The 18,590-nt window shown below is 42.1% G+C and carries 20 protein-coding genes and 1 other annotated feature; all 20 genes read left to right on the top strand.

The window, feature by feature from the left end:
* Positions 1–358: 358 nt before the first annotated feature.
* Positions 359–820 carry a CtsR family transcriptional regulator gene (locus J7I90_RS19255; RefSeq protein WP_048677843.1) on the top strand — a complete coding sequence of 154 codons (462 nt, stop codon included), beginning with the start codon at positions 359–361 and terminating at the stop codon, positions 818–820.
* A gap of 21 nt (positions 821–841) precedes the next feature.
* On the top strand, positions 842–1,393 hold the full coding sequence (gene mcsA / locus J7I90_RS19250) for a protein-arginine kinase activator protein McsA (RefSeq protein WP_214773334.1): 552 nt from the start codon (positions 842–844) through the stop codon (positions 1,391–1,393).
* Positions 1,390–2,466 (top strand): protein-arginine kinase McsB, encoded by a 1,077-nt coding sequence (gene mcsB, locus J7I90_RS19245; protein WP_053537034.1) that lies wholly within the window; start codon positions 1,390–1,392, stop codon positions 2,464–2,466. Before mcsA ends, mcsB begins: the two co-directional genes overlap by 4 nt.
* A gap of 129 nt (positions 2,467–2,595) precedes the next feature.
* Positions 2,596–5,037: an ATP-dependent Clp protease ATP-binding subunit gene (clpC, locus tag J7I90_RS19240; RefSeq protein ID WP_214773333.1), complete on the top strand. Its 2,442-nt coding sequence runs from the start codon at positions 2,596–2,598 to the stop codon at positions 5,035–5,037.
* Positions 5,038–5,235: 198 nt separating this feature from the next.
* On the top strand, positions 5,236–6,624 hold the full coding sequence (radA, locus tag J7I90_RS19235; RefSeq protein ID WP_214773332.1) for a DNA repair protein RadA: 1,389 nt from the start codon (positions 5,236–5,238) through the stop codon (positions 6,622–6,624).
* A gap of 2 nt (positions 6,625–6,626) precedes the next feature.
* Complete coding sequence (gene disA / locus J7I90_RS19230) at positions 6,627–7,700, top strand: DNA integrity scanning diadenylate cyclase DisA (protein ID WP_063595517.1); 1,074 nt, start codon at positions 6,627–6,629, stop codon at positions 7,698–7,700.
* A 226-nt stretch (positions 7,701–7,926) separates the two neighbouring features.
* Positions 7,927–9,024: a PIN/TRAM domain-containing protein gene (locus J7I90_RS19225; protein ID WP_214773331.1), complete on the top strand. Its 1,098-nt coding sequence runs from the start codon at positions 7,927–7,929 to the stop codon at positions 9,022–9,024.
* Between the two features lie 21 nt (positions 9,025–9,045).
* Positions 9,046–9,735, top strand: coding sequence for a 2-C-methyl-D-erythritol 4-phosphate cytidylyltransferase (gene ispD / locus J7I90_RS19220; RefSeq protein WP_214773330.1), 690 nt, complete (start codon positions 9,046–9,048; stop codon positions 9,733–9,735).
* 14 nt (positions 9,736–9,749) lie between these two features.
* On the top strand, positions 9,750–10,229 hold the full coding sequence (gene ispF, locus J7I90_RS19215) for a 2-C-methyl-D-erythritol 2,4-cyclodiphosphate synthase (RefSeq protein ID WP_057276469.1): 480 nt from the start codon (positions 9,750–9,752) through the stop codon (positions 10,227–10,229).
* An 89-nt stretch (positions 10,230–10,318) separates the two neighbouring features.
* The gene (gene gltX / locus J7I90_RS19210; protein WP_095394230.1) at positions 10,319–11,776 is read left to right on the top strand and encodes a glutamate--tRNA ligase; all 1,458 of its coding nucleotides are present in this window, start codon (positions 10,319–10,321) and stop codon (positions 11,774–11,776) included.
* 42 nt (positions 11,777–11,818) lie between these two features.
* Positions 11,819–12,067, top strand: a binding site (T-box leader).
* Between the two features lie 94 nt (positions 12,068–12,161).
* Positions 12,162–12,803, top strand: coding sequence for a serine O-acetyltransferase (gene cysE, locus J7I90_RS19205; RefSeq protein ID WP_194719511.1), 642 nt, complete (start codon positions 12,162–12,164; stop codon positions 12,801–12,803).
* 1 nt (position 12,804) lies between these two features.
* Positions 12,805–14,202: a cysteine--tRNA ligase gene (gene cysS / locus J7I90_RS19200; RefSeq protein WP_214773329.1), complete on the top strand. Its 1,398-nt coding sequence runs from the start codon at positions 12,805–12,807 to the stop codon at positions 14,200–14,202.
* A 3-nt stretch (positions 14,203–14,205) separates the two neighbouring features.
* Positions 14,206–14,628 carry a Mini-ribonuclease 3 gene (locus tag J7I90_RS19195; RefSeq protein WP_034305071.1) on the top strand — a complete coding sequence of 141 codons (423 nt, stop codon included), beginning with the start codon at positions 14,206–14,208 and terminating at the stop codon, positions 14,626–14,628.
* A complete protein-coding gene (gene rlmB, locus J7I90_RS19190; RefSeq protein ID WP_034305069.1) occupies positions 14,625–15,368 on the top strand; it encodes a 23S rRNA (guanosine(2251)-2'-O)-methyltransferase RlmB in 744 nt (247 codons plus the stop codon). Before J7I90_RS19195 ends, rlmB begins: the two co-directional genes overlap by 4 nt.
* 4 nt (positions 15,369–15,372) lie before the next feature.
* On the top strand, positions 15,373–15,882 hold the full coding sequence (locus J7I90_RS19185) for an NYN domain-containing protein (protein WP_034305067.1): 510 nt from the start codon (positions 15,373–15,375) through the stop codon (positions 15,880–15,882).
* 85 nt (positions 15,883–15,967) lie between these two features.
* Positions 15,968–16,600: an RNA polymerase sporulation sigma factor SigH gene (gene sigH, locus J7I90_RS19180; RefSeq protein ID WP_094246690.1), complete on the top strand. Its 633-nt coding sequence runs from the start codon at positions 15,968–15,970 to the stop codon at positions 16,598–16,600.
* A 194-nt stretch (positions 16,601–16,794) separates the two neighbouring features.
* Entirely contained in the window at positions 16,795–16,944 is a 150-nt protein-coding gene (rpmG, locus tag J7I90_RS19175; RefSeq protein ID WP_072273931.1) for a 50S ribosomal protein L33, read from the top strand.
* Positions 16,945–16,994: 50 nt separating this feature from the next.
* The gene (secE, locus tag J7I90_RS19170; RefSeq protein ID WP_034305062.1) at positions 16,995–17,177 is read left to right on the top strand and encodes a preprotein translocase subunit SecE; all 183 of its coding nucleotides are present in this window, start codon (positions 16,995–16,997) and stop codon (positions 17,175–17,177) included.
* A 257-nt stretch (positions 17,178–17,434) separates the two neighbouring features.
* A complete protein-coding gene (gene nusG / locus J7I90_RS19165; protein ID WP_048677866.1) occupies positions 17,435–17,968 on the top strand; it encodes a transcription termination/antitermination protein NusG in 534 nt (177 codons plus the stop codon).
* 174 nt (positions 17,969–18,142) lie between these two features.
* Positions 18,143–18,568 (top strand): 50S ribosomal protein L11, encoded by a 426-nt coding sequence (gene rplK / locus J7I90_RS19160; protein ID WP_034305057.1) that lies wholly within the window; start codon positions 18,143–18,145, stop codon positions 18,566–18,568.
* The last annotated feature ends 22 nt before the right edge of the window (positions 18,569–18,590 follow it).

Here is an 18,590-nt window from a genome sequence, read left to right as displayed (position 1 = left end):
GCCATCCGGCTGGTCTTTTTTTGTTTGTAATTAAAAAAAATTTCCTTTTTCAGGGACAGCACGGACTGGCCTTATTTGAATTGGTAGTCATATCATGAGGAGGAATGGATGAGCTGGGGAAATGGGGCAGAATTTAAGTGGTGAAACCTTAAGGAGAAGAAAAATTTCAGGTTTTACATCCATTAATATAGGGTATTTATGTAAGATATTTCAACTTTAATGTTCAATGGGGTATGTAACTACATATAATTTGGAGAAAATGGATATTACAGAAAGAAAGTGCGTTTAAGTTGCAAAATGCATTATTCCTTGTATAATAATAGTCAAATATAGTCAAAGTCAGAATGGAGGAGGCTGAGTGAGAAACATATCTGATGTTATCGAAACTTATTTGAAGCAGGTACTTGAAATAAGTCAAAAAGATATCTTGGAGATTAAAAGAAGTGAAATAGCAGATAAATTTCAGTGTGTTCCTTCTCAAATCAATTACGTAATCAATACCAGGTTTACCATCGAGAGAGGTTATGTTGTAGAGAGTAAGCGTGGAGGCGGCGGTTATATACGCATCATGAAAGTGGAATCACAGGATTCCGTGCAACTTATCAACCAATTATTATCGCTTATTGGTTCCAGGGTAACTCAATCGATGGCTGAAGGAGTAATTTCACGGCTGATGAATGAAGACGTCATTAATGAAAGAGAAGCAAAGATTATGATGAGCGTCATAGATAGATCGGTGATTTATATCGACCTGCCTGACCGCGATGAGCTTAGGGCAAGAATTTTAACTGCGATGCTTACGACTTTAAAATATAAATGAAACTGGCAGAGGTGATGAACGTTGATTTGCCAAGAATGTCATCAAAGGCCTGCTACCCTGCACTTCACCAAAATCATCAATGGAAAAAAGACTGAAGTCATGATTTGTGAGAAATGTGCTCAGGAAAAAGGTGAAATGTTCATGGAGGCAGGTGGACCTGGTTTTTCAATAAATAATTTATTAGCAGGATTGTTGAATATGGAGTCGAATATTCAACAGACAAAGGCAAATGCATTTCCGAAAACGGAGGAGAGACGTTGCCCGCATTGCCATCGATCTTATAAAGAATTTGTCCATATTGGCAAGTTTGGCTGTGCCGAATGTTATAAAACGTTCAATGAACAGTTAAATCCCATTTTAAAGAGGGTTCATAGCGGCAATACAGCACACATAGGAAAAATTCCAAAAAGGATTGGCGGCACCATATATCTTCGAAAGCAAATTTTGGATTTGAAAGAAGTTTTAAAGGTCCACATTGATCAAGAGGAGTTTGAGAAAGCGGCAGAAGTAAGAGATAAGGTTCGTTCCCTTGAAAAAAGGTATGAAGCACAAGAGGGAGGCGAGGAATTATGAGCTTGGAAAAGTTTGTAGAAAACGCCTTGAGTTCCTGGATGAGTGCCGAAGGGCCGGAAATCGATATTGTATTGAGTTCGCGGATTCGGCTGGCCAGGAATTTCAAAGACTTTACCTTCCCAACCTCCTTTTCGAACGAAGAAGCTAATAAAATCATTGAATTGGTCAAAAAAAGAATCGAAGAGGAAGTAACCCCGGAGATTGGAAAATTGGAACTATTAGAGATTGACCAATTGCAGCCACTGGAAAAGCGCGTTCTGGTTGAAAAACATTTAATCAGTCCTCATTTAGTTGAAGATTCAGCGAAAAGCGCTTGTCTCCTTTCGGAAAATGAAGAAATAAGTATCATGATAAACGAAGAGGACCATCTCCGTATTCAATGTTTAATGTCGGGATTGCAGCTAAAGGAAACCTTAAAGATTGCAAATGTTCTTGACGATTGGATTGAAGAATCCATAGACTATGCATATGATGAAGAAAGAGGATACCTAACTAGTTGTCCGACTAATGTGGGAACTGGGTTAAGGGCTTCAGTCATGATGCATCTGCCGGGCCTGGTCCTTACACAGCAGATGAATAATATCATACCGGCTATCAACCAATTGGGGTTGGTGGTTCGAGGGATTTATGGAGAGGGAAGTCAGGCGTTGGGGAATATTTTTCAAATTTCCAATCAGATCACTCTTGGAAAATCGGAAAGGGACATCGTTGAAGATCTAACGAGTGTAGTGCAACAAATCATAGCCCAGGAACGGTCAGCGAGGGATGCATTAGCGAGGACTTCCCACATACAATTAGAAGATAGAATTTTCCGTTCATATGGGGTTTTGTCCAATGCTCGAATCATCGAGACCAAGGAAGCAGCTACATGTATCTCCGATGTTAGGTTAGGGATAGATCTTGGGTATATAAAGAATATTTCCAAAAGCATTCTAAATGAATTGATGATTTTGACGCAGTCGGGATTTTTACAAAAGTACGCTGGCGGCCCTTTAAGACCCCATGAAAGGGATATCCGTAGAGCAGCACTCATCCGGGAACGCTTAAATTTCACGGAATCTTCCTCCTCATAGAGGTTATTGACCTCTTTAGGGAGAATTAAATTTCATTAATAGATATGGAGCAAGAATAAGCTTCTGCCATTACTTAGAGTATTGCCAGCAACTTTATTCAAAACGAAAATTCTAAAGGAGGAATTCCCTATGATGTTTGGTCGTTTTACTGAAAGAGCCCAGAAAGTATTAGCATTAGCTCAAGAAGAGGCAATCCGTTTAGGTCATAATAATATTGGCACGGAACATATTTTACTGGGCCTGGTTCGAGAGGGTGATGGTATTGCAGCCAAAGCATTATTCGCTCTTGGATTGGGTCCGGAGAAGATTCAGAAAGAAGTGGAAAATTTAATTGGCCGTGGACAGGATACGGCTCAAACGATACATTATACCCCAAGAGCCAAGAAGGTCATTGAGCTTTCCATGGATGAAGCAAGAAAATTAGGTCACTCATATGTTGGGACAGAGCATGTCCTTCTAGGTCTTATTCGAGAAGGGGAAGGTGTCGCTGCCCGCGTATTGAATAATCTGGGAGTAAGTTTAAATAAAGCTCGACAACAAGTATTACAGCTTTTGGGCAGCAATGAATCAGGTGGTCATCAAGGTTCAGCCGCTGCAAATGCAAGCACGCCGACACTGGATGGCCTTGCCCGTGATTTAACGGCGATTGCCAGGGAAGGAAGCTTGGATCCGGTTATCGGAAGAAGTAAGGAAATACAGCGTGTCATTGAGGTATTAAGCCGTCGTACAAAAAATAACCCAGTATTGATCGGTGAACCTGGCGTTGGTAAAACAGCCATTGCTGAAGGGCTTGCCCAACAGATCATCAATAATGAGGTACCTGAGATTTTACGTGATAAACGCGTCATGACACTTGATATGGGTACTGTTGTGGCTGGCACTAAATACCGGGGTGAATTTGAGGACCGGTTGAAGAAAGTCATGGATGAAATACGCCAGGCGGGTAATATCATCCTATTCATCGATGAATTGCATACATTGATTGGTGCAGGTGGTGCAGAAGGTGCCATTGATGCCTCCAATATCCTTAAACCATCATTGGCCCGTGGTGAATTACAATGTATCGGTGCTACAACTTTGGATGAGTACCGCAAGTATATTGAAAAGGATGCTGCCCTTGAACGTCGCTTCCAGCCAATCCAAGTCGATGAGCCGACAATTGAGGAATCCATCCAAATTCTTAAAGGTCTTCGTGACCGTTATGAGGCACATCACCGCGTATCGATTACTGACGAAGCGATTGATGCTGCAGTCAAATTATCAGACCGTTATATTTCCGATCGCTTTTTACCTGATAAAGCGATTGACTTGATTGATGAAGCTGGTTCCAAAGTTAGGCTGCGCTCATACACAACGCCACCTAACCTAAAGGAACTTGAAGTGAAACTAGATGATGTTCGCAAGGAAAAGGATGCTTCCGTTCAGAGTCAGGAATTTGAAAAAGCTGCTTCGCTTCGCGATACAGAACAACGCTTAAGAGAACAATTGGAAGAAACGAAAAAAACTTGGAAAGAAAAACAAGGGCAGGAAAACAGTGAAGTGACTGTGGATGACATTGCACACGTCGTATCCAGCTGGACGGGAGTGCCGGTCACTAAGTTGGCGCAAACGGAGTCAGACAAACTGCTTAATATGGAGTCAATCCTCCATGATCGTGTAATTGGGCAGGAAGAGGCCGTCATTGCGGTTTCTAAAGCAGTACGACGTGCAAGGGCAGGTTTGAAAGATCCTAAGCGTCCAATTGGTTCATTCATCTTCTTGGGGCCTACAGGGGTCGGTAAAACCGAGCTAGCCCGTGCTTTGGCTGAATCCATTTTTGGTGATGAAGATGCCATGATCCGCATCGATATGTCCGAATATATGGAGAAACATTCGACTTCACGTCTTGTTGGATCGCCTCCAGGATATGTTGGGTACGAAGAAGGCGGTCAGTTAACGGAAAAAGTGCGGAGGAAACCATACTCCGTCGTTCTGCTTGATGAAATAGAAAAGGCGCATCCGGATGTCTTCAATATTCTTCTTCAAGTGTTGGAAGACGGAAGACTGACAGATTCAAAGGGGCGTACTGTCGATTTCAGGAATACCATTCTGATTATGACATCGAATGTAGGGGCATCTGCCTTGAAAACTGATAAGTATGTCGGCTTTAACATCCAGGATACTGGTCAGGACTATAAAAATATGAAAGGGAAAGTGATCGAAGAACTCAAACGTGCATTCCGTCCGGAATTCCTGAATCGTATTGATGAAACTATCGTGTTCCACTCATTAGAGAAGGATCATTTGAAACAAATCGTTACATTAATGTCAAATCAGCTTACTACCCGTTTGAAAGAACAGGAGATATACTTGGAGCTGACAGATGCGGCTAGAGAAAAAATTGCCACGGAAGGTTTTGATCCGGAATATGGGGCAAGGCCAATCCGCAGGGCGCTTCAGAAGCATGTAGAGGATTATCTATCCGAAGAGTTGCTTAAAGGCAACGTGAAAAAAGGGCAAACGGTCGTAATGGATGTCGTGAATAATGAGTTTGCAATCCGACAAGGCGAGCCTGTTAATGTAAGTGAATAACCTAGTCCTAAACTTCGAGGTACACGCAGATTCTTTTGCAGTGTACCTCTGTTTTTTATCTATAGGTAGATATGAGTATATATGGGACAAGCAAAGTGAATATTTTTTTAAAAAAACTTATCCTTAAGAAGGATTAAATAAAACAGAGATATAATATCCTTAATATAGATATTTTTTCCAAAGAAAGAGGAGTAATTTATGGCTGTAAAAAAGAAAACAAAATTCATGTGTCAGTCTTGTGGGTATGAGTCCGCGAAATGGATGGGGAAATGCCCAGGCTGCGGTGAATGGAACAAAATGGTCGAGGAAACAGAAATCGTTAAACCTGCAAGAAAAGGCGCTTTTACCCATTCAGAGGTTAGAGTTTCCGGGGAACGGGATAAGGCAGCACCCATAACGACTATTCAATCAGAAAAAGAACCACGCATTAAGACGGATTTAATGGAATTGAATCGTGCTCTTGGGGGAGGGATCGTACAGGGATCACTTGTATTGATCGGAGGGGACCCAGGTATCGGTAAGTCCACCCTGCTTTTACAGGTATCATCCCAATTGGCGCATAAACAGAAAAAAGTGCTTTATATATCAGGTGAAGAATCAGTCAAGCAGACCAAATTGAGAGCGGACCGGCTTGGGACCATGTCGGAAAATCTATTCGTTTATTCTGAAACCGATATGGACTATATCCAACAGGCAATTGCAGACGTTAAACCGGATTTGGTCATTATTGACTCGATTCAAACGGTTTACCATTCGGAGGTTACATCTGCCCCTGGAAGCGTTTCACAAGTGAGGGAATGCACAGCCTCACTCATGCGCATTGCTAAAACGAACGGGATCGCGATTTTTATCGTCGGTCACGTTACAAAAGAAGGGGCCATTGCGGGACCACGGCTGCTTGAGCACATGGTCGACACCGTATTATATTTTGAAGGGGAAAGACACCATACATATCGAATTATACGTGCGGTTAAAAATCGCTTTGGTTCGACGAATGAGATGGGTATTTTTGAAATGAAAGAACATGGATTGGAAGAGGTTGCGAATCCATCGGAAATTTTCCTTGAAGAACGGTCGCAAGGAGCTTCGGGGTCCACAGTCGTCGCATCCATGGAGGGCACAAGGCCGGTGCTTGTTGAAATTCAAGCATTGATTTCTCCTACGAGTTTTGGCAATCCGAGGCGGATGGCCACGGGAATTGACCACAATCGAGTTTCGCTTTTAATGGCTGTCCTGGAAAAGAGAGTGGGCTTGCTGCTCCAAAACCAAGATGCGTATTTAAAGGTTGCTGGCGGTGTCAAGCTGGATGAACCGGCAATCGACCTCGCTGTCGCAATAAGCATTGCATCAAGCTTCCGTGATAAACCAACAAACCCAGCAGATTGCATCATTGGTGAAGTGGGGCTGACTGGTGAAGTGAGAAGGGTGTCACGAATTGAACAAAGGGTGCAGGAAGCCGCTAAATTAGGGTTTGAGCGGGTTATCATACCGGCTAATAATATAGGAGGGTGGACCGCGCCAAAAGGTATTAAGATCATTGGTGTTTCATCGGTTTCGGAGGCTCTTAAACAATCGTTAGGGGGTTAAGCATGACAGATAAAAAAGGGTATGAGAAAACAAAATTGGAAATTCTGCAAATCGTAGCACCGGGTACCCCGCTTCGGGAGGGCATCGAAAATGTTTTGAGGGCAAATACGGGCGGTTTGATAGTGGTCGGTTATAACGAGAAGGTGCGAACGATCGTGGATGGCGGCTTCGAAATCAACTGCAGCTGTACCCCCAGCACATTATATGAGTTGGCGAAGATGGACGGGGCCATCATTTTAAATGAAACCGCCGATAAGATCATTTTCGCAAATGCCCAATTAGTGCCTGATAACAGTACACCTTCCACTGAAACGGGAATGAGGCATAGGACAGCGGAACGAGTGGCAAGGGAGACCAAGTCGTTGGTCATCGCAATCTCACAACGCCGGAATGTCATCACTTTATATCAGGGCAATTTCCGGTATGCCCTTAAAGATATAGGAGTCATACTTGCCAAGGCTAATTTAGCCATCCAGACCTTGGAAAAATACAAGGTGGTCCTGCAGCAGAGCATATCGGTTTTAGGAGCGCTCGAGTTTGAGGAAATCGTGACCTATGCCGATCTTTTGCAGGTATTTCACCGTTATGTGATGGTGCTCCGGATCAAGGCGGAGCTGCTAACGTACCTTAATGAGCTTGGTACGGAAGGAAGGCTGATCCGTTTGCAAATGAATGAAATCCTGGCAGATATTGAAACGGAAGGGAAATGGCTTATCAAGGATTATACCTCCAGTAACGATGAAAATCCCGAGGAAATCATTTTTAGGCTTCAAGAGTTGGCCATGCAGGAAAAATTGGATGAAAGCATTCTACTTAAGGTGTTGGGCTATCATGGATATATACATCTTGATGAGTCAGTACATCCCCGTGGTTACCGTATTCTTCATAAAATCCCACGCTTGCCGGGTTTGATCATCGAAAATTTGGTGAAACAGTTCGGAAGCTTTAGTGAAGTCAATAAAGCTACGGTTGAAAACCTTGACGATGTGGAGGGTATAGGTGAAGTCCGGGCCAATAAAATTAAAGAAGGACTCCGGATTTTGAAAAATCAGCTGGTCACAAATAGAAGGATGTAAGGTTCGGCCGGCTTTTATAAAACTCCTGAATGGGCTTGAAATTGATTGGTGTTTATTTTTGACACTCAAAACTCAGGGTGCTAGGCTAATATTACGAAAAAGAGATGAATTCATATTTGTAAATCCACTAATTCCTTAAGTGAATTTAACGTATATAGTGAAAACGAATTTTCGAAGGTTTCATTTTATTTTATTGGTCAATAATGAGTAGAAGGAGGTGAAAGGGATGTTAAAACGCATTATACAAGCATGCTTCTTAATAGTCGGCGGAACACTTGGTATGTTGCTTATTCCGGAATTATTAATTGTTTTACATGCAGACGATATTGCTTTATTAAACAATCCTTATGTAAGTGTACTGTTGGGTGCCATTATCTTTTATCTTATAACTTTTTGGGCAGTAGATCACGTGATCTATTTTATGAAATGGCTGGAGGAACAGCTTGTAAAGATACCAATTACGGATATAATCTTTGGCAGCGTAGGTCTTTTAGTTGGACTGCTGGCAGCGTTCCTGGTTGGATACGCATTCAGTGCCATCAAGGTTCCCTTTTTGAATACAGTGGTTCCTATCATCCTTACGCTTTTATTTGGATATCTTGGTTTTCAGGTAGGCTTTAAAAAACGTGATGAGCTATTGAGTTTATTCACGAAAAGCAATAAGAAAAAGAACACGGATGGTGAAGTCAGCGAAGAGGATGAAGAGGGGTATAGCAAGCGCCTGAAGATTCTTGATACAAGCGTCATCATTGATGGCAGAATTGCGGATATTTGTCAGACAGGCTTTTTGGAGGGTACCATAGTCATTCCTCAATTCGTATTGAACGAATTGCAGCACATTGCCGATTCATCTGATGCTTTGAAAAGGAATCGTGGAAGGCGGGGTTTGGATATCTTGAATCGGATTCAAAAAGACCTACCGATTAAAGTGGAGATGTACGAGGGGGATTTTGAAGACATTCAGGAAGTGGACAGTAAACTGGTGAAGCTTGCCAAAATATCCGGCGGAATGGTCGTTACCAATGATTTCAATTTAAACAAAGTATGCGAGTTTCAAAATGTGGCGGTACTTAATATCAATGACCTGGCCAATGCCGTAAAACCTGTTGTACTTCCTGGGGAAGAGATGAACGTTCAGGTCATAAAGGACGGGAAAGAGCAGAACCAGGGAATCGCTTATTTGGACGATGGAACCATGATCGTTGTCGAGGGTGGCCGTGACCATATCGGGAAACGGATCGATGTACTTGTCACAAGTGTATTGCAAACCTCTGCAGGCCGGATGATATTCGCTAAACCGAAACTATTAGAAAAAGCATTATAAAGAAGAGTAGGAGAAACCGTTATGTTTTATGAAGTAGTGATCCCTGCAGCAGGACAAGGCAAAAGAATGAAAGCGGGCAAGAATAAACTTTTTATTGAACTATCTGGTATCCCGATCATTGTTTATACACTGCGTGTCTTCGAAGAAGATCCTGACTGTCGGGGGATTATCCTTTCGATAAACCCGGCAGAAAAGGAATATTTCAATCAATTGATAGCAGCGTATGGTCTTAAAAAGATCAAGAAACTGGTCATGGGTGGCAAGGAGCGCCAACAAAGCGTTTATAATGGACTGCAACATGCAGAAGAAGACATCGTTCTGGTCCATGACGGTGCCCGCCCTTTTATTACCCTAGGTCAAATCGGTGAATTGACTACTGCCGCCTCCCTTCATGGAGGTGCCGTAATTGCAGTGCCCGTTAAGGATACGATTAAAAAAGCGGCAAACAAAAAGGTATTGGAAACAGTGGAACGATCAAGCTTGTGGGCGGTGCAAACTCCACAAGCTTTTCGTGTATCCATATTAAAAAGTGCGTATGAACAGGCAGAAGCAGAAGAATTTTTAGGGACGGACGATGCAAGTTTACTAGAGCGGATCAATGAACAGGTAGTTATTATTGAGGGCAATTATGATAATATTAAGATTACGACTCAAGAAGACCTTTATTTTGCAGAAGCGATTTTACATAAACAACAACATGGAAAACGATGATTGGGGAGAATGATATGTTTAGAATAGGACAAGGATATGACGTTCATCAACTAGTGGAAGGCAGGCCTTTGATAATTGGCGGGATTACGATTCCGTATGAGAAAGGGCTGCTGGGTCATTCGGATGCGGATGTCCTTCTGCATACTGTTGCCGATGCCTGCTTGGGGGCAATTGGTGCAGGGGATATCGGTAAGCATTTTCCGGATACCGACCCTGAATTTAAAGATGCCGATTCGGCAAAACTGCTGCAATATATTTGGGCGATCGTAAAAAAAGAAGGATATTCCCTAGGCAATGCGGATTGTACAATCATTGCACAAAGCCCTAAAATGGCACCGTATATCGAGGAAATGCGAGGCAGGATTGCAGAACTTTTAGATTCCTCGATTGACAGGATTAATGTAAAGGCGACCACAACGGAGAAACTAGGATTTACAGGCAGGGGCGAAGGAATCGCGGCACAGGCTGTTGTCTTATTGGTCAAATCAAACTAAATCGTTTTTAGAGTCGATGCCTTTATCCCAATGTATTTAAATGATAATATAAACAATAGAATAGAACGACTGGGAGGTCTATATATATCATGAGCAGCGATATTCGAGTTCGCTATGCACCGAGTCCGACTGGACATTTACATATTGGTAATGCACGGACTGCTTTATTTAATTATTTATACGCACGAAATAAAGGCGGGAAATTCATCATCCGTATTGAAGATACCGACCAGAAGAGAAATATCGAAGGTGGAGAGGAAAGTCAGCTTAAATATTTGAAATGGCTTGGCATGGATTGGGATGAAGGTGTTGATGTTGGCGGTGAATACGGTCCATATCGTCAATCCGAAAGGAACGACCTTTATCAGGAATTGTATCAAGAGCTTTTGGATAAGGGTTTAGCATATAAATGCTATTGTACGGAGGAAGAGCTTGAAGCGGAGCGTGAAGGACAGGTCGAACGCAATGAAACGCCAAAATATTCCGGGAAGTGCAAGCATTTAACTGAGGAAGAGCAAGCGGAATTAGTGGCACAAGGAAGAAAACCGAGCATTCGCTTTGCCGTTCCAGCTGGGAAGGTCCTTACTTTCAAAGATATGGTCAAGGATGAGGTTTCATTTGAAACAGATGGTTTTGGTGATTTTGTCATCGTTAAAAAAGATGGCATTCCAACTTATAACTTTGCAGTGGCCGTCGATGATCACTTGATGAAGATTTCCCATGTCCTTCGCGGTGATGATCATATCTCCAATACTCCAAAACAATTGATGATTTATGAAGCTTTCGGCTGGGAACCGCCGGTATTCGGACATATGACGCTGATTGTAAACGAAAGCAGGAAGAAACTGAGTAAACGTGATGAGTCGATCATCCAATTCATTGAACAATATGAAGAGCTTGGTTATGTGCCTGAAGCTTTATTCAATTTCATTACATTACTAGGATGGTCTCCGGTCGGGGAGGAAGAGATTTTCACGAAGGAAGAATTCATTAATCTTTTCGATGCTGACCGCCTGTCTAAATCACCTGCACTTTTCGATAAGCAAAAGCTTACATGGATGAATAACCAATATGTGAAGCAATTGGACGTCAATCGTGCGGTGGAATTGTCATTGCCTCACTTAATTAAAGCCGGGAAGGTTTCAGAGACACTGACCGCCGAAGAAGAAGAGTGGGTTCATGGGCTTGTTTCACTTTTTCAAGAACAGATGAGCTATGGAGCGGAAATAGTCGAGCTTTCTGAACTGTTTTTCAAGGATGAGGTCGAGTTCGAGCAAGAAGCTAAGGAAGTGCTGGCCGAAGAACAGGTACCTGAAGTCATGAAAGCTTTCCTTCAGGAGATCGAAGGGCTTGAAGAATTTAATGCGGATGAAATCAAGAAGTCGATTAAAGCCGTACAAAAAAGTACAGGGCATAAAGGAAAAAAATTATTCATGCCGATAAGGGCTGCCGTCACGGGTCAAACACATGGTCCTGACTTGCCTAAGGCAATTTCATTACTGGGCCAAGAAAAAATTAAACAGCGTATTCAGAGTATTTTATATTAACAATTTGTCAAAAATGTAATATAGTATTTAATAATCTTACAAAAGAACGCGTAGATGGGGAGAAGTAAGTTAACGAAGCTTTTTAGAGAGAACCATAACCTGCTGAAAGTGGTTCAGGCCTCTCGTTTTCTGAAATGCACCCTTGAGTCCTTTGCTGAACTAACCTATAGTAGGCACAGGCGGAATGTCCTCCGTTACAGGGATTAAAGTTGGGGATGAAGAAACAGGAAAAAGCTATACCTGGTTCGTACATTCCAAACAGAGTGGAACCGCGCTTCAAGCGTCTCTGTCTATTTGGACAGAGACGCTTTTTTATATGCTTTAAAAGCTTCAAAAGGGGATGTTGGAAAAGGACGGAACATAGGGGGGAATCATTTTGTTAAAGATGTTTAAAGAAGATATCGAAGTGGTTTTTGATCAAGATCCTGCTGCGCGCAGCTATTTGGAAGTCATATTGACGTACGCGGGTTTACATGCGATTTGGAGTCATAGGATGGCTCACGCACTATTTAAGAGGAAATTCTTTTTCCTGGCGAGAAGCATATCTCAAATCAGCCGGTTTTTTACCGGAATCGAAATTCATCCAGGGGCTACGATTGGCCGTCGTTTCTTCATTGACCATGGAATGGGGATCGTCATTGGCGAAACTTGTGAAATTGGCGACAATGTATCCGTCTTTCAAGGTGTAACCCTTGGGGGGACCGGAAAGGAAAAGGGAAAACGTCATCCCACGATAAAGGATAATGTTTTAATAGCTACAGGAGCAAAAGTGCTGGGTTCCATCACTGTTGGGGAAAACTCGAAAATCGGTGCGGGATCGGTCGTTTTAAAGGAAGTGCCACCTAATTCTACAGTGGTGGGCATTCCAGGTAAAGTGGTCATACAAGATGGTATCAAAATCAATAAAGATCTAAATCATTGTGATCTTCCTGATCCAATCGCTGATCGCTTTAAGGAATTGGATAGTGAAATCAGAGCCTTAAGGGCAAGGTTGGCCGAACAGAAGCAGGAAGAAAGGAGTCTATAATATGGCGATTAAAATATATAACACAGCAACGAGAAAAAAGGAAACCTTCGTCCCGATTGAAGAGGGAAAGGTGAAGATGTATGTATGCGGACCCACTGTCTATAATTACATTCATATTGGCAATGCAAGACCGGCAATCGTATTCGATACCGTTCGTAGGTATTTGGATTACCGTGGATATGATGTGCAATTCGTTTCGAACTTCACGGATGTGGATGATAAGCTGATTCGCGCGGCAAAAGAATTGGGGGAAGATGTCCCGACCATATCGGAGCGTTTCATCAAGGCGTATTTCGAAGACGTGTCGGCATTGGGCTGCAAAAAAGCGGATGCTCACCCGACCGTAATGGAGAATATGGATGCAATCATTGAATTCATCTCTGCATTAATCGAGAAAGGATTCGCTTATGAATCTGAAGGGGATGTGTATTACCGCACTCGCCAGTTTGAGGGATATGGCAAGCTTTCACATCAGTCCATCGATGAGCTTCGAGTGGGGGCGCGTATTGAAATAGGGGAGAAAAAACAAGATGCCCTTGATTTTGCCCTTTGGAAAGCGGCCAAGGATGACGAAATATCATGGGAGAGCCCATGGGGCAAGGGGCGTCCTGGCTGGCATATCGAATGCTCCGCAATGGTCAAAAAGTATTTGGGGGACACCATCGATATTCATGCAGGAGGTCAAGATCTGGCATTCCCGCATCATGAAAATGAAATTGCACAATCCGAAGCATTGACGGGTAAGACTTTTGCGAATTATTGGATGCATAATGGGTATATAAATATTGAGAATGAAAAAATGTCTAAGTCCTTAGGCAATTTCGTCCTTGTGCATGACATCATTCAGAAGCATGATCCACAAGTGTTGCGCTTCTTTATGTTATCAGTACATTACCGTCATCCGATCAATTATAGTGAAGAAGTGCTTGAAAATGTAAAAGCGTCCCTAGAACGCTTAAGGACATCATATCAAAATTTAAAGCATCGCCTTCAAGTAAGTGACGGGTTGACTGAGAATAATGATGTTTGGTTGGAGAAGCTGAATGATTTACATGAACAATTCATTAAGGAAATGGACGATGATTTCAACACAGCTAATGCAATATCCATGCTTTTTGAACTTTCCAAACAGGCAAATTATTACTTGATGGAGAAAAACACGGACACGGAAGTGATTGATGCTTTCCTTGATAAATTCAACACCTTATTTTCTGTCCTCGGTTTGTCCCTTGAAGAAGAGGGGCTTCTGGATGAAGAAATTGAAGGATTGATACAGCAAAGGATTCAAGCGCGGAAAGACCGCAATTTTGGATTATCCGATGAAATTCGCGATCGCTTGAAAAACATGAATATCATATTAGAGGATACCCCTCAAGGTACAAGATGGAAAAGAGGGTAATTAATGCTTCATTACGATAGTAAGGTAGATGCAAAAATGCTGAACAGTCTTGCTTTAGCATATATAGGTGATGCTGTATACGAAACGTATATACGGCATCACCTCATTCAAAAAGGGGCGGTCAAGCCCAATCTACTTCACAAAAAGGCTACATCTTTTGTAGCTGCTAAAGCGCAAAATAAAATCATCCACTTCTTTCTGGAGTCAGATTGGCTATCGGAAGAGGAATCCGCTGTCGTTCGGCGCGGCCGAAATGCGAAATCAGGTACGGTACCGAAGAATACAGATGTGCAAACGTATCGCTACAGTACAGCCTTCGAGGCTCTTATGGGATTTTTGTATTTATCCGGTCGAATAGAAAGAATGGAAGAACTCATCAAAAAATCCATTGAATACATTGAAGAAGAAAAGGGGAGTAACCCATGAGCGAAGAATATATCATTGGCAGGAACCCCGTATTGGAAGCACTTCGCTCCGAACGGGAAGTTAATAAAATTTGGATAGCCGAGGGCTCGCAAAAAGGCTCGATGCAACCGCTTATCGGTCTCGCGAAGGAAAAGAAGGTGCTCGTGCAAATCGTACCGAAGAAAAAAATTGACCAAATGGTAGAAGGCATCCATCAAGGCGTTATCGCACAAGTGGCTGCATATGAATATGTGGAGCTGGATGACTTATTCGCAAAAGCGGCTGAACGGGACGAGGCACCTTTTTTCATGATTCTTGATGAGGTTGAAGATCCGCATAATTTAGGTTCGATCATGAGGACGGCTGATGCAGTCGGGGCGCATGGAATCATCATTCCGAAAAGAAGAGCGGTGGGCTTGACGGCAACGGTGGCTAAAGCTTCGACTGGTGCAATCGAATATATTCCCGTAGCACGCGTGACAAATTTGGCAAGAGCGGTGGAAGAATTGAAAGAGCGAGGGGTATGGATAGTCGGTACCGATGCGAAAGGCAGCGATGATTACCGTAACATGGACGGAAAGATGCCTATCGGACTTGTTATCGGCAGTGAAGGAAAAGGCATGGCCCGGTTAATGAAGGAGAAATGTGATTTTCTCATCCGTCTTCCAATGGCAGGAAAAGTAACTTCGTTAAATGCATCGGTAGCAGCCGGTTTATTGATGTATGAGGTTTATAGAAAAAGAAATCCCCTAGGGCAATGACGAAATGAATATTCTGTTGGTGGACGGTTATAACATTATTGGAGCTTGGCCGGAACTGAGAGAATTAAAAGAACGGGATCTTGCTGCTGCAAGGGATCGATTGATAGAAATGATGGCGGAATATCAAGCGTTTACCGGATACCGTGTAATTGTCGTATTTGATGCTCAATATGTTCAGGGAATTGCCCGCATATTCAAAAATCACAAAGTTGACGTAATTTTTACAAAAGAAAATGAAACTGCGGATGAAAGAATAGAAAAGATGGCCATCGAACTGAATAACGTCAAAACGCAAATTCAAGTGGCAACCTCTGACTTCACGGAACAGTGGGTGATCTTTGGCCAAGGGGCCCTAAGGAAATCCGCTCGTGAACTGCTTATTGAAATGGAAGAAATTCAAGGTGAAATCAAGAAAGATGTAAGGAAAACAACAACCATAAGACCCGTTGCTAAAATTCCTTTAAGTGAAGAAGTGGCAGAAATTTTCGAAAAATGGCGCCGGGGGAAAATTTGAACCATTGACGGGTAAAATTTACCTGCTGTATAATATTTCTATCTGAGTCAGGTCAGGGGGATATAATGTGGGTCTCAAATTCGGAATGAAGCTGAACGAAAAGTATCTTCAGTTTGAGGATGATGAATTGATAGGGTTGGTGCACACTGGAGACAGTGAAGCGCTTGATTATTTGATCCAAAAGTATCGTAATTTTGTAAGAGCGAAGGCAAGGACTTATTTCTTGATTGGTGCCGATAAGGAAGACATCGTGCAAGAAGGTATGATTGGTTTATATAAAGCCGTCCGTGATTTTAAAGGGGATAAGTTATCTTCTTTTAAAGCATTTGCAGAACTATGCATTACGAGGCAGATCATTACAGCTATCAAAACAGCAACACGTCAAAAACATATTCCGCTCAATTCCTATGTTTCCCTGGACAAGCCAATTTATGATGAGGAATCGGACCGAACTCTAATGGATATCATATCGGGTACGAAGGTTTTGGACCCGGAAGAACTGATCATCAACCAAGAAGAGTTTGACGATATCGAACTAAAGATGGCCGAGCTCCTGAGTGATCTTGAGAGAAAAGTGTTAGCTCTTTACCTGGATGGACAAACCTACCAAGAAATTTCGGAAGAGTTGAACCGGCATGTTAAGTCAATCGACAACGCCCTTCAGCGGGTGAAAAGAAAGCTCGAGCGCTATCTGGAAGTAAGGGAAATCAGTTTATAATCCCTCCGCTTTTTCCGCTTAATTTCATCTGTCCCTTCTCCACATGGAAGTTTTTTATTCACTAAGATTTTTTAGATACAAGCCGATGTTTTGATTTACGTTGTCCATAATGGGTGAAACCCGCTTTGATATTGACAATAAAAAACAGTCGTGATAAGGTTTTATGGATATAGTAGATAGGATAGGTGTATCTAATGCGAAAAAAAATAGTTCTTGCCTGCAACGATTGCGGTTCAAGAAATTATAGTTATGAGAGCAAACAATCGACAAGCGGCGAACGGCTGGAAATCAAGAAATTTTGCAGTACTTGCAACTCACACTCGATTCATAAAGAAACGAAATAACCGTTTTATAAATAGATTGACAGAAGCTTCTAATGCTTGGAGGTACATTCATGAAACGTTTTACCGAATTTTTCAGCGGAGTCGCTCGCGAAATGCAAAAAGTAAGCTGGCCGAAACGCAAGGAGCTTACCAAATATACAATCGTGGTGGTAACGACTGTAGTATTTATGGCTTTATTCTTTACAGTGGTCGATTTGGGTATTTCCGAATTAATTCGCTTAGTTATTGAATAAGAGATTCGAAAATAAGGTATAATAGTGATAGAATAATATGTGTCAGCAGAAAAGCCCGGAAACGGGTTTTTTAATTTGTCTTTTTTAATAAGTGAAGAAGTTTAAAAACGAGTGCTGCTGTAATATGAATCATCACAATATATTCTAGTTAAGTTCGGGATGACGCCTGTTTGGTTTTTGGCTAAAACGTTCAAAGATAAAGATTAATAAAGAAAATGATTGATTGCAGGGAGGGAAGGACGTTAAAGTCCTAACACATGGAAAAGAATTGGTATGTAGTTCACACCTATTCAGGTTATGAGAACAAGGTTAAAGCTAACTTGGAAAAACGTGTTGAAACTATGGGGATGGAAGACAAGATCTTTCGCGTTGTAGTTCCAGAAGAAGAAGAAACAGAAGTGAAAGATGGCAAAAAGAAAGTGACCAAAAAGAAAGTGTTTCCAGGTTATGTGTTGGTTGAGATCATCATGACGGATGATTCATGGTATGTTGTCCGGAATACGCCTGGGGTAACAGGTTTCGTGGGTTCATCTGGAGCCGGGTCAAAACCGACTGCATTGCTTCCGGAAGAAATTGAAGTCGTTCTTAAACGAATGGGCGTAGATGAAAGCAAAATCGAAGTTGATTTTGAAATCGGTGATACGGTTCAAGTTAAAGAAGGACCATTTGCAACTTTTGCAGGACCGATTGAAGAACTTGATAAAGACAAAGGGAAAGTAAGGGTCCTAGTCAATATGTTCGGCCGTGATACACCGGTTGAACTTGATTTTAATCAAGTGGAAAAATTATAAACGGAAAAAAACTTGAAATTGCCTTTTGAAAGTGGTAAAATTTCAAAGGTCAGTATGTTTCAATTTTTAGGCCTCAACGATACAAGCATTCTTTATTAATATATAAAGAATTCAAGATGAGTGGGAGGGTATTACCCTATTACCACATCACGGACTTATAAGGAGGTGTGTCTCGTGGCTAAAAAAGTAATTAAAATGGTTAAATTGCAAATTCCTGCTGGTAAAGCGAATCCGGCACCGCCAGTCGGTCCTGCATTAGGTCAAGCTGGTGTAAACATCATGGGATTCTGTAAGGAGTTCAACGCTCGTACAGCAGATCAAGCTGGTCTAATTATTCCTGTTGAAATCACGGTATTTGAAGACCGTTCATTTACATTCATTACAAAAACTCCACCGGCTGCAGTATTGCTTAAGAAAGTAGCAGGTATCGAGTCTGGTTCTGGTGAACCTAACCGTAATAAAGTTGCTACAGTCAAGCGTGATCAAGTGCGCGAGATTGCTGAAACTAAAATGCCTGACCTAAACGCTGCAAGCGTCGAAGCTGCAATGCGTATGGTTGAAGGTACTGCTCGCAGCATGGGTATTGTCATCGAAGACTAATCCATGTAATTGCTATTTGTTT

The sequence above is a fragment of the Bacillus sp. ISL-57 genome (genome assembly GCF_018613135.1).
Taxonomy (GTDB): domain Bacteria; phylum Bacillota; class Bacilli; order Bacillales; family DSM-1321; genus Peribacillus; species Peribacillus frigoritolerans.
The sequence above is the reverse complement of the archived record's forward strand: the minus strand, read 5'-3'. Positions and strand labels throughout refer to the sequence as shown.

What these genes read in the sequence shown, in the direction of transcription:
- secE (WP_034305062.1), top strand. Translation starts at nt 16,995, where the DNA reads ATGAAACGTTTTACCGAATTTTTCAGCGGAGTCGCTCGCGAAATGCAA.
- cysE (WP_194719511.1), top strand. Translation starts at nt 12,162, where the DNA reads ATGTTTAAAGAAGATATCGAAGTGGTTTTTGATCAAGATCCTGCTGCG.
- cysS (WP_214773329.1), top strand. Translation starts at nt 12,805, where the DNA reads ATGGCGATTAAAATATATAACACAGCAACGAGAAAAAAGGAAACCTTC.
- gltX (WP_095394230.1), top strand. Translation starts at nt 10,319, where the DNA reads ATGAGCAGCGATATTCGAGTTCGCTATGCACCGAGTCCGACTGGACAT.
- J7I90_RS19225 (WP_214773331.1), top strand. Translation starts at nt 7,927, where the DNA reads ATGTTAAAACGCATTATACAAGCATGCTTCTTAATAGTCGGCGGAACA.
- sigH (WP_094246690.1), top strand. Translation starts at nt 15,968, where the DNA reads ATGAAGCTGAACGAAAAGTATCTTCAGTTTGAGGATGATGAATTGATA.
- nusG (WP_048677866.1), top strand. Translation starts at nt 17,435, where the DNA reads ATGGAAAAGAATTGGTATGTAGTTCACACCTATTCAGGTTATGAGAAC.
- mcsB (WP_053537034.1), top strand. Translation starts at nt 1,390, where the DNA reads ATGAGCTTGGAAAAGTTTGTAGAAAACGCCTTGAGTTCCTGGATGAGT.
- clpC (WP_214773333.1), top strand. Translation starts at nt 2,596, where the DNA reads ATGATGTTTGGTCGTTTTACTGAAAGAGCCCAGAAAGTATTAGCATTA.
- ispF (WP_057276469.1), top strand. Translation starts at nt 9,750, where the DNA reads ATGTTTAGAATAGGACAAGGATATGACGTTCATCAACTAGTGGAAGGC.
- rpmG (WP_072273931.1), top strand. Translation starts at nt 16,795, where the DNA reads ATGCGAAAAAAAATAGTTCTTGCCTGCAACGATTGCGGTTCAAGAAAT.
- J7I90_RS19195 (WP_034305071.1), top strand. Translation starts at nt 14,206, where the DNA reads ATGCTTCATTACGATAGTAAGGTAGATGCAAAAATGCTGAACAGTCTT.
- radA (WP_214773332.1), top strand. Translation starts at nt 5,236, where the DNA reads ATGGCTGTAAAAAAGAAAACAAAATTCATGTGTCAGTCTTGTGGGTAT.
- rlmB (WP_034305069.1), top strand. Translation starts at nt 14,625, where the DNA reads ATGAGCGAAGAATATATCATTGGCAGGAACCCCGTATTGGAAGCACTT.
- disA (WP_063595517.1), top strand. Translation starts at nt 6,627, where the DNA reads ATGACAGATAAAAAAGGGTATGAGAAAACAAAATTGGAAATTCTGCAA.
- J7I90_RS19185 (WP_034305067.1), top strand. Translation starts at nt 15,373, where the DNA reads ATGAATATTCTGTTGGTGGACGGTTATAACATTATTGGAGCTTGGCCG.
- ispD (WP_214773330.1), top strand. Translation starts at nt 9,046, where the DNA reads ATGTTTTATGAAGTAGTGATCCCTGCAGCAGGACAAGGCAAAAGAATG.